This is a genomic window from Salinarchaeum laminariae, from assembly GCF_023204835.1.
GTDB lineage: Archaea > Halobacteriota > Halobacteria > Halobacteriales > Salinarchaeaceae > Salinarchaeum > Salinarchaeum laminariae.
In genome coordinates this window covers 2525006-2540410 of sequence record NZ_CP096270.1, presented here as the reverse complement: position 1 = coordinate 2540410, position 15405 = coordinate 2525006, and the positions used below count along the sequence as shown (strand labels likewise).

Annotated in this window: 14 protein-coding genes; 6 read left to right on the top strand and 8 right to left on the bottom strand. The window is 65.5% G+C overall.

What is annotated here, in order from left to right:
• The first annotated feature begins 59 nt into the window (after nucleotides 1–59).
• The gene (gene rqcH, locus MXF70_RS12020) at nucleotides 60–2258 is read left to right on the top strand and encodes a ribosome rescue protein RqcH (RefSeq protein ID WP_248515868.1); all 2199 of its coding nucleotides are present in this window, start codon (nucleotides 60–62) and stop codon (nucleotides 2256–2258) included.
• Nucleotides 2259–2271: 13 nt separating this feature from the next.
• Here rqcH and MXF70_RS12015 read toward each other — a convergent pair whose 3' ends face one another.
• The gene (locus MXF70_RS12015; RefSeq protein ID WP_248515867.1) at nucleotides 2272–3450 is read right to left on the bottom strand and encodes a beta/alpha barrel domain-containing protein; all 1179 of its coding nucleotides are present in this window, start codon (nucleotides 3448–3450) and stop codon (nucleotides 2272–2274) included.
• Nucleotides 3447–3614: a hypothetical protein gene (locus MXF70_RS12010; protein WP_248515866.1), complete on the bottom strand. Its 168-nt coding sequence runs from the start codon at nucleotides 3612–3614 to the stop codon at nucleotides 3447–3449. The genes MXF70_RS12015 and MXF70_RS12010 overlap by 4 nt, the downstream gene beginning before the upstream one ends.
• Before the next feature lie 187 nt (nucleotides 3615–3801).
• On the opposite strand from MXF70_RS12010, the gene MXF70_RS12005 reads away from it, so the two are divergent.
• Complete coding sequence (locus MXF70_RS12005; protein ID WP_248515865.1) at nucleotides 3802–4263, top strand: hypothetical protein; 462 nt, start codon at nucleotides 3802–3804, stop codon at nucleotides 4261–4263.
• 17 nt (nucleotides 4264–4280) lie between these two features.
• On the opposite strand, the gene moaC is transcribed toward MXF70_RS12005, so the two are convergent.
• Together moaC and MXF70_RS11995 are read right to left on the bottom strand one after the other, a co-directional pair.
• The gene (moaC, locus tag MXF70_RS12000) at nucleotides 4281–4823 is read right to left on the bottom strand and encodes a cyclic pyranopterin monophosphate synthase MoaC (RefSeq protein WP_375140820.1); all 543 of its coding nucleotides are present in this window, start codon (nucleotides 4821–4823) and stop codon (nucleotides 4281–4283) included.
• Complete coding sequence (locus tag MXF70_RS11995) at nucleotides 4816–6297, bottom strand: NAD(P)H-hydrate dehydratase (RefSeq protein WP_248515864.1); 1482 nt, start codon at nucleotides 6295–6297, stop codon at nucleotides 4816–4818. The genes moaC and MXF70_RS11995 overlap by 8 nt, the downstream gene beginning before the upstream one ends.
• A gap of 285 nt (nucleotides 6298–6582) precedes the next feature.
• Here MXF70_RS11995 and MXF70_RS11990 point away from each other — a divergent pair, with 285 nt between their 5' ends.
• Nucleotides 6583–7476: a glycosyltransferase family 2 protein gene (locus MXF70_RS11990; RefSeq protein ID WP_248515863.1), complete on the top strand. Its 894-nt coding sequence runs from the start codon at nucleotides 6583–6585 to the stop codon at nucleotides 7474–7476.
• Nucleotides 7477–7548: 72 nt separating this feature from the next.
• On the opposite strand, the gene MXF70_RS11985 is transcribed toward MXF70_RS11990, so the two are convergent.
• Together MXF70_RS11985 and MXF70_RS11980 are read right to left on the bottom strand one after the other, a co-directional pair.
• The gene (locus tag MXF70_RS11985; RefSeq protein WP_248515862.1) at nucleotides 7549–8004 is read right to left on the bottom strand and encodes a GNAT family N-acetyltransferase; all 456 of its coding nucleotides are present in this window, start codon (nucleotides 8002–8004) and stop codon (nucleotides 7549–7551) included.
• Between the two features lie 95 nt (nucleotides 8005–8099).
• On the bottom strand, nucleotides 8100–8936 hold the full coding sequence (locus tag MXF70_RS11980) for an amidohydrolase family protein (RefSeq protein WP_248515861.1): 837 nt from the start codon (nucleotides 8934–8936) through the stop codon (nucleotides 8100–8102).
• A 275-nt stretch (nucleotides 8937–9211) separates the two neighbouring features.
• Between MXF70_RS11980 and MXF70_RS11975 the strand changes: the two genes are divergently transcribed.
• On the top strand, nucleotides 9212–9664 hold the full coding sequence (locus MXF70_RS11975) for a TRAM domain-containing protein (RefSeq protein WP_248515860.1): 453 nt from the start codon (nucleotides 9212–9214) through the stop codon (nucleotides 9662–9664).
• Between the two features lie 45 nt (nucleotides 9665–9709).
• The gene (locus MXF70_RS11970; RefSeq protein WP_248515859.1) at nucleotides 9710–10270 is read left to right on the top strand and encodes a Tfx family DNA-binding protein; all 561 of its coding nucleotides are present in this window, start codon (nucleotides 9710–9712) and stop codon (nucleotides 10268–10270) included.
• A gap of 72 nt (nucleotides 10271–10342) precedes the next feature.
• Here MXF70_RS11970 and MXF70_RS11965 read toward each other — a convergent pair whose 3' ends face one another.
• Nucleotides 10343–11695, bottom strand: a complete 1353-nt coding sequence (locus tag MXF70_RS11965) for a glycosyltransferase (protein WP_248515858.1) — start codon at nucleotides 11693–11695, stop codon at nucleotides 10343–10345.
• A 221-nt stretch (nucleotides 11696–11916) separates the two neighbouring features.
• On the opposite strand from MXF70_RS11965, the gene MXF70_RS11960 reads away from it, so the two are divergent.
• Nucleotides 11917–13818: a S9 family peptidase gene (locus MXF70_RS11960; RefSeq protein WP_248515857.1), complete on the top strand. Its 1902-nt coding sequence runs from the start codon at nucleotides 11917–11919 to the stop codon at nucleotides 13816–13818.
• Nucleotides 13819–14011: 193 nt separating this feature from the next.
• Here the strand turns inward: MXF70_RS11960 and MXF70_RS11955 are convergent, their stop codons facing one another.
• The gene (locus tag MXF70_RS11955) at nucleotides 14012–15334 is read right to left on the bottom strand and encodes a M28 family peptidase (protein ID WP_248515856.1); all 1323 of its coding nucleotides are present in this window, start codon (nucleotides 15332–15334) and stop codon (nucleotides 14012–14014) included.
• Between the last annotated feature and the right edge of the window lie 71 nt (nucleotides 15335–15405).

Sequence of the window (15405 nt, the reverse complement as noted above, 5' to 3'; positions counted from 1 at the left end):
CGCTCGCTCTGGCCGTCCGGAACGACACGCCTTTCCCGAGCGACGGCAACTCCTCGTCCATGGAGCCCAAGCGGGAACTCGCCAGCGTCGACCTCCGCGCGCTCATCGGCGAACTCGGGAGCTACGAGGGCGCGATCGTCGACAAGGCGTACCTCTACGACGACGGGCTGCTCCGCTTGCGGCTACGCGATCACGACCGCGGTCGGCTCGAGCTGTTGATTCAGGTCGGCGAGCAGAAACGGATCCACATGTCCGATCCGGATCTGATTCCCGACGCGCCGGAGCGGCCGCCGAACTTCGCGAAGATGATCCGGAACCGGATGTCCGGCGCGACGTTCGAAGGAATCGAACAGCACGGGTTCGACCGCATCGTCAAGTTCGATTTCGAGCGCACGGACTCGGACACCTCGATCGTCGCCGAGCTGTTCGGTGACGGGAACATCGCGGTGCTCGACGACAACGGGAGCGTCGTCGACAGCCTGGACACGGTCCGACTCCACTCCCGAACCGTTGCGCCAGGATCGCAGTACGAGTACCCCGATGCCCGCGTCGATCCGCTCTCGCTGACCTACGACGGGTTCGTCCAGCACATGAACGACTCGGACACCGACGTCGTTCGGACGCTCGCGACGCAGCTCGACCTGGGCGGCGAGTACGCAGAAGAACTCTGCGCCCGTGCGGGCGTCGAGAAGGAGCTGTCGATCGAGGCGGCCGACGACGAGGCCTACGAGCCGCTCTACGACGCGATTCAGTGGCTCGCCGACGCACTCGAGATGGCGGATCTCGACCCTCGCGTCTACTACGACGATCCACCAGAGGACGTGGCAGACGAGGAGGCCGCCGATCGCGGTCAGCCCGTCGACGTCACGCCGCTACCCCTCGCGGATCACGAAGCGCTTGCGAGCGAGCCTCACGACACGTTCAACGCCGCGGTGGACGGCTACTTCCGCGAGCTACGGGCCTACGAGTCCGACGCCGGTGAGTCCACCGGCGAGCCCGACCGACCGGATTTCGAGGGCGACATCGAGACGCAGGAGCGGATCATCGCACAGCAGGAGGAGGCAATCGTCGGGTTCGAGCAGGAGGCCCAGTCGCTACGCGCCGCCGCCGAGGCGCTTTACGCTCAGTACGATCTCGTCGACGAGTTGCTCCAGACCGTTCGGGCCGCCCGCGAGGAGGGCCACGACTGGGACGCCGTCGAGGACCGTCTTGCGGAGGGAGCCGACCGAGGTATCGAAGCGGCGGAGATCGTCGATGACGTCGATCCACAGAACGCCCGGATCCGCGTCGAGCTGGAAACCGAGGGAGATGAGGGAGACGAGAGCACGGAGCACGACGCCTGGATCGACGCAGAGGAAGGCGTCGAGCACAACGCCGACCGGCTCTACACCGAGGCAAAAGCAGTCGAAGAGAAAAAGGCAGGCGCCGAGTCTGCGATCGAAGATACGCGCGAGCGTCTCGCCGACATCAAGACCCAGCGCGAGGAGTGGGAGGCGCGGGACGAGGACGACCAGGAGCGGGAGTCCGAGACCGAGGACGACGACGAGGACGACGGCCGCTCGGACCAGGAGTGGCTCGACATGCCCTCGATCCCGGTCCGAAGCCGCGACTGGTGGTACGACCGGTTCCGTTGGGTCCGGACCTCCCAGGGCTTCCTCGTAATCGGTGGGCGCGACGCCGACCAGAACGAGGAGCTCTTCCAGAAGTACCTCGAACCCGGCGACCGCTTCCTCCACGCACAGGCCCACGGTGGCCCGGTCACGATCCTGAAGGCTGCCGATCCCAGCGAGTCCGGTGCCGACGTCGACGTTCCGGAGGCCGCCGAGCGGGAGGCTGCCCGCTTTGCAGTCACGCACAGTTCGATCTGGAAGGAGGGCAAGTTCGCCGGCGACGTCTACGCCGTCGACCACGATCAGGTCTCGAAGACGCCCGAGAGCGGAGAGTTCCTCGAGAAGGGCGGGTTCGCGATCCGCGGCGATCGGACCTACTACGACGACGTGGAGGTCGCCTGCTCCGTCGGGATCCAGTGCGAACCCGAAACGCGGGTCATCGGTGGCCCGCCCGAGTCGATCGAGGAGCGCGCCGTGACGACGATCTCCGTCGAGCCGGGGAAGTTCGCCCAGGGCGACGTCGGCAAGCGGATCTACCGGGAGTTCCGCGAGCGCTTCGCCGACACTGGGTTCGTTCGGAAGGTCGCCAGCCCGGACCTGATACAGCATTTCCTGCCGCCGGGAACGAGCCGCATCGCAGAGGAGTAGACGCCGCCCGGTCTTACTGCACCGACTCGAGCACGTCGCCAATCCACTCGAGATTGCGCTCGGGAAGCACTCCGTATCCATAGAATGAGAGGCGGTCGGCGCCCGCTTCGAGTGCAGCGTCGACCTGGTCAGCGAGTCGATCTTTGGTGTCGAGGATCGGATGTCCGGCGAGGATGCCTGCGGTCACGGGGACGTCGAGGAGTTCCTTCGTCGCGCGCACGTCGTCGCGGACGACCGCCGGGTCCTCGTGGTAGGCGAGGACGGTCACGTCGTCAGCGACCTCCGAGAGAGCAGTCAGATCGAGCCCGTGCTTCCAGGAGTGTTCGACGCCCATTCGATCGTCGCCCAGTCCGCCCATCTTCAGGTAGTAGGTGAAGTCGGCGGGCGCGATTTCGTCGGCGAACGACTCGAAGAGGTCGGTGAGCGTGTCCCGCCGAACGTCTGCGTACGCCGCGACAGCACGGTGCTCTGCCAGCCCCCCTCCGACGTCGGTGGTCGAAGCGAGGCCACCGTCGAACCGCGCCTCGAGTCCGGCTCGAGCGTTCTCGCGAGCAGTCTCCACGTCGACGCCTGCGTCGCGAGCGTTCTCCTGGCAGTGATCACAGAAGCAGAGTCCGAAGAGGAACTCGCCGAGCGGGCCGAGCTCCGTGAAGAACTCCTGGTGGTGCCAGCCATAGCCCGTGCCGTACTGGTAGTCGGCCAGCTCCATCTCGATGGCGTCGAACCCGTGGTTGTTGGCGACGTCGCCGACGAGCGCGCGGCCGTACTCCTGGACGGCGGGGTTCGAGGGGCAGAGTCCCCAGACGAGCGAGTCCCCGAACGGCGAGCGGATCGTCGCGTCGGGGTGGTTGCGACCCTGCTGCGAGCTGTGAAACGGGACGGTCCACGATCGCAGCGAGATCGGTGACCCGTCGAACGCGTTCGCGATCTCCGCCGCCCAATTCGCATCGCCCATCGTTTCGTTGACGTCCGGCGTTATCTCGCCGTATCGCTCATCCTCGGGCTGGAAGTAGGCGCTGGCGTCCGCGAAAAACGTCTTGCGCTCTGGATTGTGCGGATTCAGCGTCTGGACGGAGTGCATCGTCGTCGCCAGGTTCACCGTCGAGATCCCGAGGGTTTCGAGGCGATCCGCCGCCGATTCTGGGCCTTCGTCGATCAGGTCCCACGGATGCGCCCAGATAGCGGCGTTCACGCCGACCACCTCGGTTCGTCGATCGGAGCGATCGGACGAGGAACGCGTTCGTACGGTAGCCCTTCGAGCACCTGATCGGTCGCCACGCCGAACGCTTCGTCCGTCGTCACGTCGTCGGCGAACCTATTCGTCTCGTATTCGGTCGTGGTACCGGCGGAGTGCATCGGCCAAACGAGGGTCCGGTGGTGAGGTAAACAACCCGGTCGGTTCCGTGTACGGCGCGTTGAAATCAGACACTGGCTCGGCTGACTATCCGATCCTGAGAGCGTCAGTTTGCCAGACGGTACTCGGTCACCGCCAGCACTCACCAAACTGTAAAGTGGCCGATCTCCGTGGGTCCGGACAGTATCCGTGGCGACCGAGAACCCAGTGTGTCCCGAGTGCGATGGCCCGATCGGGACCACGTCGGCCGTTTGCATGCACTGCGGCGCCGATCTCGTTGATCGTCATCCCTCGGACTCCGACGACGCTACTGCGAAGCCACGGACCGATACCGTCTCGCCGGATGCGAGCGAATCGCCCCTCGACTTCGACGTGGTCGAGTCGTCCCACTCGGAGGAGACAGCCACTCGGTCTGACCTTCCGGCGGAGTACCGATCGCGGAGTGACCCCGTGGATCACACGAACCTCTTGCCGGACGGATTCGCCCGCAAGGCGGCTGCGTTCGTGCTGTCGCTGGCCGCGGGGCTAGCGGTCGGAATCGGTAGCATGTACGTCCTCTCGGAGATACTCTCGCCGTCGATGGCCTTCTTGCTGGGCGTGGTCTGCTGGCTGGGGTCGACTGCGGCATTTCTGCGGCTCTCTCCCGGGTAGACCGAGCAGCACAGCGATCACTCGAGCTCGCGCTTCGTCTTCTCGATGACCTCGACGTCCCCGATTCGAGTCGACGGATACGCACCGTCCTGATTTTTCTCCGCTGATTTCACCATATCCCAGACGACGTTGAGACTGGTGGTCACGCCCTCGAGTGCCTCCATCTCGCAGCCGGTCTTCCCGGTCGTCTCCACGGCCACGACTGCGACGAGCGCCTCGTCGACGAGTTCGAACTCGACGTCGACGTTCGTGATCGGGATCTGGTGACAGAGTGGGATCGTCTCCCAGGTGTGTTTGACTGCCTGAATCGCGCCGATTCGTGCCGTCGCGAGCACGTCGCCTTTCCCGATCTCGTTGGCGTCGATCGCCTCGATCGTCGATCCCTGCAGGTGAATTCGACCGCGTGCGACCGCTCGCCGCGCGGTGTCGGGTTTCTCGGCGACGTCCACCATGTCGACCGACCCGTCGGCGTCGGTGTGGGTGAGTTCTCCGGTGCGTTCCAGTTCGCCGACGGCGCGATCCTCGCGGTCGGCACGCTCGTCGGTGCCGCCCTCACTCACGCTGCTCACCCCACATCGTGAGTGGAATCTCCTCGAGGAGATCGGTCGCGAGCAGGCCGTAGCCGCGGTCGTCGACCACCGAATCGCCCGACCTGCCGTTGACGAACGCGGCGATGGCGCCGGCCTCGAGGAGCGGTTGCGTCGAGGCGAGCGCCCCGCAGATCCCGGCGAGCACGTCGCCGGTTCCACCCGCTGTCATCCCCGGATTCCCCGTCCGATTGACGCGGGTGTCCTCGCCGTCGCTGATCACGTCGTAGGGTGCCTTCACCAGCAGCGTCGCGTCGAGCTCCGCGGCGAATGCCTCGACGGCGTCCGCCCGCGATCGCCAGTCGTCGGCTTCGGGGCCGCCCATTGCAGCTAGTTCACCACGGTGTGGCGTACAGAGCAGCGTCGCGTCCATCTCACCTGGCTCGAGATCTGGAACGACCCGCAGCGGATCGGCGTCGACGACGACTGTCCCGCCCGCGGACGCGAGGAACTCCCTGGCAGCGTCGAGTGTCCCCTCCGACCGACCCAGTCCAGGTCCGATCACCGTCGTCGTTCGCTCGGCCTCGAGATCGAGGAGGGCGTCCACGTGTCCCGGCTGCACCAGGTCGCCGGGGAGCGGATGCGTGATGATACTTTCGTCGTACCCCTGGACCTCGTCGGCGACGGACTCCGGGCAGGCGACGGTCACGAGATCGGCACCGGCGCGGAGCGCAGCCTGTGCGGTGAGTGCGGGTGCGCCAGTGTAGGGACCGCCACCGATCACGAGGACGTGCCCGTGATCTCCCTTGTGGCTGTCTGCGGCTCGATCGAGTGCGAGGAGGTCTCCCCGCTCGACGAACAGGTCCGCGGCGTCCGGGATCCCGATGTCGGCGATTTCGACGGTGGCGTCGAGTTCCGACAGACCGGGCTTCTCGTCGTGAAACGTGACGACGTGGTCGGCGTCGACGGCGGTACCCGCTGCCGTCCCTGCGTCCGCGTCGATTCCGGAGGGGACGTCGACGGCGAGGACGGAAGCGTCGGCGGCGTTGATCCGCTCCGCGGCGGTGGCGGCCGGTTCTCTGAGGGCGCCAGTGACACCGGTCCCGACGATCGCGTCGACGACGAGATCGGCGTCGTCGAAGAGCGCTCCTACCGATGCGTCACTGGTCTCCGTATGGAGTGCGGTCGCGTCCCGAATTTCTCGAGCGTCGAGTTCGGCCGACTGCAACGCCACCCAGTTGTCGCGAGCGATCTCCGTCGAGATCGCCTCCGCACGGCCGAGCAGGAGCGTCGTCACGTCACGGTCTTCGAGAAATCGTGCCGCGACGAACGCGTCCCCGCCGTTGTTTCCGCGACCGGCGACGATCGCTACCCGATCGCCGGGATCGGTTCGCTCGCGAACCGCGCTGGCAACGGCGTTGCCGCTGGACTCCATGAGCTGCTTTTGCGGGACACCGAGCGCCGCGGCGTTGGCGTCGACGGCCGCCATCCGGTCGCTTGTGATCATGGCGATGCGTTCGACGCGGGAGGACAAAGGTCCCGGGGAGGCACACGGCCGACGGAACTGCCAACTCCGTTTTGTACAGATATCGTGTCGATCGTTGGTGTGGTCGGCTGCCAGAGAGCAGCATCAGACGTCCGGCACTCCGGAGATACCAGCCAGTCGCGTGCGGGAATACTACTCCATACGGTCGCATACCTTCCGAGTTCTTTGAACTGAACAGAACTCAGTACTGTACGTTCGTGGCAATCCCAAGGCCTTAAGCCCCAGCGAGCCGGATTGGAACGATATATGGAGCTCTCGGTAGTGGTCCCCACTCTCAACGGACGGGACCAGCTCGGTGGCTGTCTCGACGCACTCACCGAGCACGTCCCGGGGGCGGAGGTCGTCGTCGTCAACGGCCCATCCGCTGACGGGACTACCGGAATGGTCTCCGAGCGCGGTGACGTGGATACGCTCGTCGAGATCGCGGATCGGAACGTCAACGCGGCCCGGAACGCGGGCCTCGAGGCAGCGGCCTCCGACACGATCGCGCTGTTGCGGTTCGATCGCGTTGTAGACGACGGCTGGCTCGACGCGGTGCAGGGAGGGCTCGCCGGCGGCGCCGACGTCGTCACGGGACCGACCAGGACGACGCTCGAGGGCATTCAGGAACCGGCGCGCTCGATCGCTGGCCGATCGGTCACATTCTGCAACGGTGAGAACGTCGTCTTCTCTCGAAATGCCGTCGAGGCGCTCGACGGATTCGACGAGTATCTGGAAGTAGGTGGCTCTCGGGACGCCTCTCACCGACTCGCCGGGATGGATTTCGACGTGGAGTGGGTGCCGGAGATGAGCGTCCACAGCCAGTACGGAGCCGACGGTGGCGAACTCGATACCGACCGTCGGGCACGCTACCGCTCGCTAGCCTATCAGCTCGTCAAGAACTACGGTCTTCGACCGTCCGTGGTCGTACGGTCGCTTCGCGACGCGGCGACGGACGCCGTCGGCGCTGCACGAGCGGTGCTCGATGGAGAGGGCCAGTTCACGAGCTGGTTCGGACACGGCCGAGCGGCGATGGCTGGCCTCGCCGTCGGGGCCAAGGACGGATTGGGAGCACGTCGGCGCGATCGGAGTCGTCGTCGAAATCCCAACGGTATCTCGGCGCGGGCCGACCGCGTAGTGCAGCGCTACGACTGGCGATAGACTCCGTTTCGGGTCTCCTCATTTTTCGATCTGATTCGCGTTTGCTCACTCGTCGATCGGTGCCTCGTCTCCTCACTCGTCGATCGGTGCCTCGTCCCCGAACTCGCAAGTCATCCGCACGAGCTCCTCGGTATCACCCTCGGGAACCTCGATCTCTGGATCGAACAGCTCGAATCCGACTGATTCGTAGTACGGTACGAGCCCACGACGACAGAGCAAAGCCAGCCTCGGCAGCTCGGTCAGACCGGGATGGTCGACGACGCCCTCCATGAGCGTCGCACCGATTCCCTCACCCCGCCGATCACTCGCAACGACGACGTCGTACACCATGGCGTAGTACCGATAATCAGTGATCACTCGTGCAGCAGCGACGAGTCGATCGCCCGTGCGAACGCCGACGGCGACGTCTGTCTCTTCCAGGCAGCTGTAGACGCCATCGACGTCACGATCTGCCCACCACTCGTACGCTTCGTAGAGCTCCGTCAGTTCCGGAGCGTCGTTCGCCGTCAGGTCGACGGTCTCGGGCACGACCGCATCTCAGTTCAGCGACGGTAAATCGGTTGCTCCGGCGTGCCAAACGTGCACGCAGCCGAGCGGATTCCGCGTAGCTCCGCTCTGTCACCTCACCCGACGGGCGTGTTCTCTTCCTGTGGCGCGAGCGCTTCGATGACGCGGGCTGGGTTCCGATCGAACGCCCGGCGGAGCTTGTCTTCGGAGACGTCCAGCGTGAGTAGCTCCATTACGCCCACGTTCGGATGGCTCGCTGGCGCTCCGCTCCCGAACAGCACGCGATCGGGATGTTCGAGCAGTGCTCGCTCCAGGGGCTCCCGGTAGCGGACCAGACTGGTGTCGAGATACGTCTCGTCGTACTCGTCGAGCAGGTCGATCGACCGGTCCATCAGCTCACGCTGGAGCGGGTGGCCGCCGAAATGGCCGAGGATCGTCGGGAACGACCGTTCGAGCAGTGTTTTCGCGATGCGGTCCGGTGGAAACGCCTCGCCACCGGGAACGAGCACGGGGAGGTCGACGGCCTCCAGTTCGTCGAGGGTCTCCTCGTCGAGCAGCCCGTCGCGAGCGGGATCGAGCACGAATCCATGGAAGCGGTCATCGTACGCGTACTGCTCGATCTCCTCGGGATCAGTGTGGGAGTCGTCAGGCCGCGAGACGGCGTCTCGAAGACGGTTCGTCGCCGAATTCGACACCGAACGAGGGCCGCTGAGCCTGGCGAACGCGACGAACGGCCGCTCGACGCTCAGGCGCGCGACTGCGTTGTTGTACTGCAGATAGCGGCTCTCGGGGTTCGTCTCGGGAACGACGACCGCCCGGACCACGCCAGCCTGGCGCATCTCCCGTTCCAGCCGGTCCGGGGAGATCATCCGACCGCGGGCGGCGACGTCCTCGTCGACGGACAGCCGCGCGTGGACGTCGACGACCCGGAACCCGTGCTCCAGCTCCAGCATTGGTTCGTGGTACCATCCCCGCCTACATAACCGTCCTGCCTACGACGGCGTAGGTAGCCACCGAAGCAGAGCAAGGTGATAGAGGTGGATCGGCCCCACGGGGAACCTCGGTACTCTTCTCCTCCATCTCCTCACCTCACGTCAGCGTCGTCGATGCCCGATGGCGAGGTTCGGGCAGCTCCTGCCTTCCATTTGCTGACGATTATCGATTCTCGGCACGGAACACCCACGACGAAGCCGCAAGCGTTTACACTGCCGCCCTACGAACGTTCGGTATGGCTAACTGTCCGCTGGCGGACGACTGTCCCAGCTTCTCGGAGCGCATCGAGGGGATGGGTTGTTCGCATTACGGGGACCGGGGTGGGAAGGAGTGGTGTAACCACTACAGCCAGCCCATCGACGATCTGAAGACCCAGCCGGTGAAGCAGGGCGAGGAGGTCGTCGTCGACGTCGAGGACATTCACGAGAGCGGTGCGGGCGTCGGTCGCACTGACGACGGCTTCGTCGTCCTCGTCGACGGCGTGCTGCCTGAGGCTCGTGCGAAAGTCGAGATCACGAAAGTGCACTCGAACCACGCAAAGGCCGACGAACTCGAACGCCTCCCCATGGACCCCGACGAGGAAGAGGAAGACGCGGACGACGACGAATCCGCCGAGAGCGACGATCACGAGAAGCAGGAGGAACGACGTCCCCACCTCGGCAGCCGCGAAGACTTCTGGGGAAGCTGATCGGTCCGCCCCGAGCAAATTTATGATGTCTCCCGGTGCGTTCCAATGACGGAACAAGACGGGGTCGACGACGCGGATCTCGCAGAGTCTGAACCAAGCGAACCGACGACTGGTGAGACTGACGAGGATGACGGCACTGCGGGGAGCGTTGCCGATCCTGACGCAGCCGCTATTCTCGACCGCGCCGGCTACGTCGCCGAGGAGAACGTCCTCACCCCACGGCAGGCCGAGGTGCTGGCACTCCGCGAACGCGGGCTTACACAGACCGAGATCGCCGACCGTCTCGGCACGTCGCGGGCGAACGTCTCCAGCGTGGAGTCGAGCGCTCGGAGCAACGTCGAGAAGGCGATCGCTACCGTCGCCGTGGCCGAGGCGCTCGAAGCGCCCGTCAGCCTGCGAATCCCCGCGGACACCGACCTCTACGACATACCCGATCGGATTTACGCCGCCTGCGACGAGGCCGACGTCAAAGTCGATGCCTCGACGCCGGAGCTCATATCCAGGATCACCGATCACAGCGACGCGGCTTTCGACGGCCGCCGGCTCGTCGAGTCGCTCACCGTATCTGTGACTGCGGAGGGCGAGATCAGCGTTCGCGGGCCCTGAGGAGGCCCCGGGATGCTGGTCGTCTTCGACGCGTCCTAGAACTCGGTGCCCTGGCGAGTTGCACCAGTCCTCTCAGAAGAATCCCCACTCATCGCGGAGCGTTTCGTAACAGCTCTCGTACTGCTCGAGGACCGCTTCTTCGTCGAAACTCGCGAACGACTCGTCGAGCGTGCGCTGTTCGAGGTTCCCGGCGTCCCTGATCGCCTGCGCGGTCTCGCGAGGGTTTGTCGTCCGGAATCCACGCTCGCGCCCCTCCACGAGCTCGTGGGCACTGGAGTCGGCGTGGTACTCGACGATTCCGACGCAGCCACAGGCGAGCGCCCAGAGTAGCTCGGTGGCGAAGACGCAGCGCCGGGCAGTCTGGGCGAACGCGTGGGCGCCCCGGTAGATCGCGACGCGCTCCTCCCGGTCGCAGGCCCCAGCGAAGGTGACCCGGTCGTCGATCCGGAGGTCCTTCGCCTGCTGTTCGTACTCCTCGCGAGCGGGCCCGTCGCCGACGATCGTCGCCGACCAGCCACGGTCGCGGAGTTCCGCGAGGCCGAGAAAGAGGCTCTCGAGGTTCGCGTCTTCGTCGAGACGCCGTGCGTAGACGACGTCTCCGTCGTCGTCTGGGTCCACGGACTCGATCTGTTCCATATCGATCGCATTCGGGATCACCTGCAGTTTCGCGTCCGTCGCGCCGAGTTCCAACAGCTGTCGACGGGTGAGCCGTGACGGCGTGACGATGCGTCCAGGTCGTGAGAGCGCCTGTCGAGTGGACCAGTCGCTCGCAGAGGCCAGCGACGGATCGTACCACTCAGCAAGCACCGGCGCTCGCGCGAGCGTCGCCCCGACGCGGGAAGCGACCACCGTCGACGGCCGAGTCGCGACTGCGTGGATGACATCTGGCTTCGACTTTCTGATCGCCAGTGGCGCCCATGTACTGAACGCCCGCTGGTCGTTCGCGTCGGCGATGACTGCCCGGTAGGTGACGTCGTCGACGGTGACCGTAGATGAGATTTCCTCTTCTCGTGCGGCCTCCGGATCCGCCGTATTCCGGTCCGGCGAATCTCGATCGGGTGAATCTCGGCCATCCCTACCCCGGCCGGAGGAATCGGAGTCCCCTGAATCGGGATCCTGGTCCGCCGCCGCGACGCCGGTCTCGTCGGGTGCACGCTCGCTTGCTTCGCCGGCAGCCGGGGTCCCGGCGGGCGGAAGGTCGTCCGGGTCAGCCGCTGGGGCAACGTCCGGCGCAGCTTCGTTCGTCCCTGTGGCGATTTGCTCTGCTCCATCGGCAACGGGGCCAGCGCCTTCCCACCAGCGGCCACAGCAGACGGTGACCTCGTGACCGCGGTCGGTCAGTCCGCGAATGAGCCGTTGCAGTCGCCGGGTGTCGTCCGCGTCACGGTGGTGAATCGTCTCGGGCGACACGACGGCGATTCGCATACTGCCATCGATGAACAGCCCGGATAAAAATCCCACTGGCCTGCTTCGACCGATCGATCGACAGACAAGAGCGGACATCGTACGAGATCTGTGAACGAAGAATCCAGATCCGCGATGGAAGATTCAGATCCGGGACGAAGGATCCCCTCTGCGAACGAGGTTCCCATCGGCGGAGGTTCGCTCGCCGCGAGCTTTTTGGCCGCTGCTCCAGAACTCGACCCATGTCCTACGATCTCGAACGGTATCTCAACGTTCGAAGCGCTCACGGTGCCTCGTGGGCGCCGGATGGCGATTCGATAGCCTTCCTCCTCGATACGACCGGCGTTCCGCAGGTCTGGACCGTGGACGCTCCCGGCGCGTGGCCCGTCCAGCACACGACGTTCGAGGAGCGCGTGACCTTCGTCGACTACTCGCCGACCCGAAACGAGCTCGTCTTCGGTATGGACGAGGGCGGCAACGAGCGCGCCCAGCTCCACCGCCTCGACCTCGACGACGGCCAGATAGACGATCTGACGCAACGACCCGATGCCAAACATCGATGGGGTGGTTGGGACAGCGAGGGCGATCGGTTCGCCTTCGCCTCAAACCGACGGGACGAGGCCGTCTTCGACCTGTACGTCCAGCACCGCGAGGATCGTGGTGACGACGCGGAGCTGATCGCCGACGGCGACGGCTGGCTCTCGCTTGCCGGCTGGAGTCCGAGCGACGACAGACTGCTCGTCCACGAGGCCCGATCGAGCTTCGACCACGAACTCCACGTTCTCGACGTCGCCAGCGGTGACCTCCAGCAGGTGACCGATCACGAGGGCGATATTCGGTACTCGAGTCCGGAGTGGGCGCCAGACGGGGAGGGGATCTACCTCGCGACCGACGAGGACGCCGACACCCGATCACTCTGCTACCTCGAGCTCGCTACTGGTGACATCGAGACGGTCTGGGACGGCGGCGACTGGGAGGTTGGCGGAGTGGTCGTCGACGAGGATAGCGGGCTGGTCATCGCGTCCCGAAACGTCGACGGCGACACCGATCTCGCGGTCGGGTCGCTTGCCGGATCGGCCGAGATCGATCCGCTTCCCGCGCCACAGCTCCCAGGGCGCGTCGCCGGTGGCGTCGACGTGGCACCGGACGGAACGCGGTTCTCGATCACGACGACGGGCAGGAGCACGAACGCGAACGTTTTCGTGGTCGACGTCGACGACGCCGACGTCACGTCGATCGCTGGCACCGGCTTCCGGGCAGACGCTGGACGCGACGGGAGCCAGAGCGACACCGACCCGCTCTCAGTCGAACGCTGGACCGACGCTCCGACGGCGGGCATTCCACGGGAGACCTTCCGCGATCCGGAGCTCGTTCGCTACGAGACGTTCGATGGACGCGAGATTCCGGCGCTGTTCACGATGCCTGGAGACGACGGTGCAGACGGAACCGCCGCCGAGGACGGCTCGCTTCCCGTGATCGTCGACGTTCACGGCGGCCCGGAGAGCCAGCGAAGGCCCTCTTTCAGCGCGGTCCAGCAGTACTTCCTGGCGCGCGGCTACGCCCTCTTCGAGCCAAACGTACGGGGATCGACAGGTTACGGCAGAGAGTACACTCACCTCGACGACGTCGAGCGACGGATGGACTCGGTCGCAGACCTCGCCGCGGGCCACGACTGGCTCGCAGAGCATCCCGCAATCGACGACGACCGGATCGCCGTCAAGGGCGGCTCCTACGGCGGGTTCATGGTTCTGGCAGCGATGACGGCGTATCCCGACCGCTGGGCTGCGGGCGTCGACGTCGTCGGAATCGCGAACTTCGTCACGTTCCTCGAGAACACGGGCGACTGGCGCCGCGAACTCCGCGAGGCCGAGTACGGCAGTCTCGAGGACGACCGCGACCTCCTCGAGCGGATCAGCCCGATCAACTCCATCGACTCCATCGACGCGCCGCTGTTCGTCGCTCACGGCGCGAACGATCCCCGCGTGCCGCTGGGAGAGGCCGAGCAAGTCGCCGACGCCGCTCGCGAGCAGGGCGTTCCCGTGGAACTGCTGGTCTTCGACGACGAGGGTCACGGCTTTAGCAAGCTCGAGAACCGCATCGAATCGACCGAGCGAATCGCGTCCTTCCTCGACGAGCACGTCTGAATTCGGACCACGACGAAGGCGGCGCCGCCCGATCGGTGACGCTCCGATACACTCTCAGCAGTCCTGATGGATGGGGGAGTCGAAAAGTGAGAGAGAGATAGCGACGACGGATGAACGAAGCGCCGAAGAAGTAACGAAGTGACGAATTGCCCAGATACTCTCCCTGGCAGCGATCGGATCCGCGCACTATCGGTCAGTTAGCGTCGGTGCCGGACTCGTACGGCCAGTCGCCGATGATCTTCATCCCTGTCGCGAGATCCTCGTCCTCGAGTTGATCGGCGATCGCTTCCGCAGACCTGTGGTCGACGTCGGTCTCCTCGTCTGCGAGTCGGAAGACGAGTTCCGCGATGAGAATCGACTGCTCGCGAAGGTTCCTCGGTTCGAGTTTGTCGAGGGTGTCAGCGCGGGTGTGTCCCCAGCCACGACCTTCGTAGTCAGTCTCTGCCATCAGGTGGTAGCCCGGCACGCCCCACTGTACGTATGGCCAATGGTCGCTGTGGGGTCCAAGCTTTGGCGTCGTCTCGATCGGATGATCGAACTCGTCCGCGACGCTCTGGGCAACGGCGTCGAGGGCATCGAATCCGTGCGTGAAACACGTGAGCGTGCGTCCACGGACCACGCCGTCGTTGTTGACGATCGCGCGGATCGAATCCCGATTTCGCTGGGCCGCGTCGTACTCGGATCCACGGAGGCCAACCTCCTCACCACCGTATGCGAGCAAGTGGACTTGCGTATCGAGTTCCGTTTCGCGGGCGGCGAGAGCGTTCGCGACCTCCACGAGAACCGCCGTTCCCGCGCCGTTGTCACCTGCTCCTTCGGCAATGTCGTGAGCGTCGACGTGGCTCGTCAGCAGTATCTCCTCCTCGGTGTCCGGTCCGACCGTCGCGTGGACGTTCTGACTCGTCGCGGCGTGGACGTCGGCGTCGACTGTCACCGTCACCTCCTCGCTCTCCCAGCGGCGCTCGAGCCGGGACCCGACCTCCTTCGAGACGCCGACAGCGGGAATATCGCCGATCGGATCTGCCGCCGTCCCGACGCTGCCAGTGGGGGCCAGACATCCTTCGACGTGGTTCCGGAAGACGAACGCCGTCGCACCGGCCTCCACCGCGTGATAGTACTTCTCACGGCGGTGCAGAAAGCGGTCGTACCAGTCGGGGACGTTGCTCGCAGCCATCACGACCTTCCCTTCCAGGTCCTGCTCGAAGTCCTCGGGAAGTCCGTAGCCGACGTCGACGAGTTCGCCGGTCGCGTCTCCGGCTGGGCTTCGTGGGAGCGCGATGGAGTCCTGGGTGGTGTCACCGGCCTGCACGGCTGAGGAGCCACGTGTCCAGCCCTGTAGTTCGAACGTCTCCAAATGTGCGTCGCGGGCGCCCGCGTCGGCCAGTGCATCTCGCGTTGCCTCCGCAGCACGGCGTTCCCCCTCGCTTCCTGCCATTCGATTGCCGACGTCGACCAGGGTCTCGAGGTGATTCCAGCCGGCGTCGCTCGTGAACGTCTCGCCGATCCACTCGGTCATAGCTCCACACCCGTAGCGGTGCGCAAAATGTCCTCGGGATGGTATCGGGCGATCGAGGCGGTCCCCTTACG

What these genes read in the sequence shown, in the direction of transcription:
- MXF70_RS11975 (WP_248515860.1), top strand. Translation starts at nt 9,212, where the DNA reads ATGGCTAACTGTCCGCTGGCGGACGACTGTCCCAGCTTCTCGGAGCGC.
- MXF70_RS12010 (WP_248515866.1), bottom strand. Translation starts at nt 3,614, where the DNA reads ATGCACTCCGCCGGTACCACGACCGAATACGAGACGAATAGGTTCGCC.
- MXF70_RS11965 (WP_248515858.1), bottom strand. Translation starts at nt 11,695, where the DNA reads ATGCGAATCGCCGTCGTGTCGCCCGAGACGATTCACCACCGTGACGCG.
- MXF70_RS11970 (WP_248515859.1), top strand. Translation starts at nt 9,710, where the DNA reads ATGACGGAACAAGACGGGGTCGACGACGCGGATCTCGCAGAGTCTGAA.
- MXF70_RS11990 (WP_248515863.1), top strand. Translation starts at nt 6,583, where the DNA reads ATGGAGCTCTCGGTAGTGGTCCCCACTCTCAACGGACGGGACCAGCTC.
- rqcH (WP_248515868.1), top strand. Translation starts at nt 60, where the DNA reads ATGGAGCCCAAGCGGGAACTCGCCAGCGTCGACCTCCGCGCGCTCATC.
- MXF70_RS11995 (WP_248515864.1), bottom strand. Translation starts at nt 6,297, where the DNA reads ATGATCACAAGCGACCGGATGGCGGCCGTCGACGCCAACGCCGCGGCG.
- MXF70_RS11960 (WP_248515857.1), top strand. Translation starts at nt 11,917, where the DNA reads ATGTCCTACGATCTCGAACGGTATCTCAACGTTCGAAGCGCTCACGGT.
- MXF70_RS11980 (WP_248515861.1), bottom strand. Translation starts at nt 8,936, where the DNA reads ATGCTGGAGCTGGAGCACGGGTTCCGGGTCGTCGACGTCCACGCGCGG.
- MXF70_RS11955 (WP_248515856.1), bottom strand. Translation starts at nt 15,334, where the DNA reads ATGACCGAGTGGATCGGCGAGACGTTCACGAGCGACGCCGGCTGGAAT.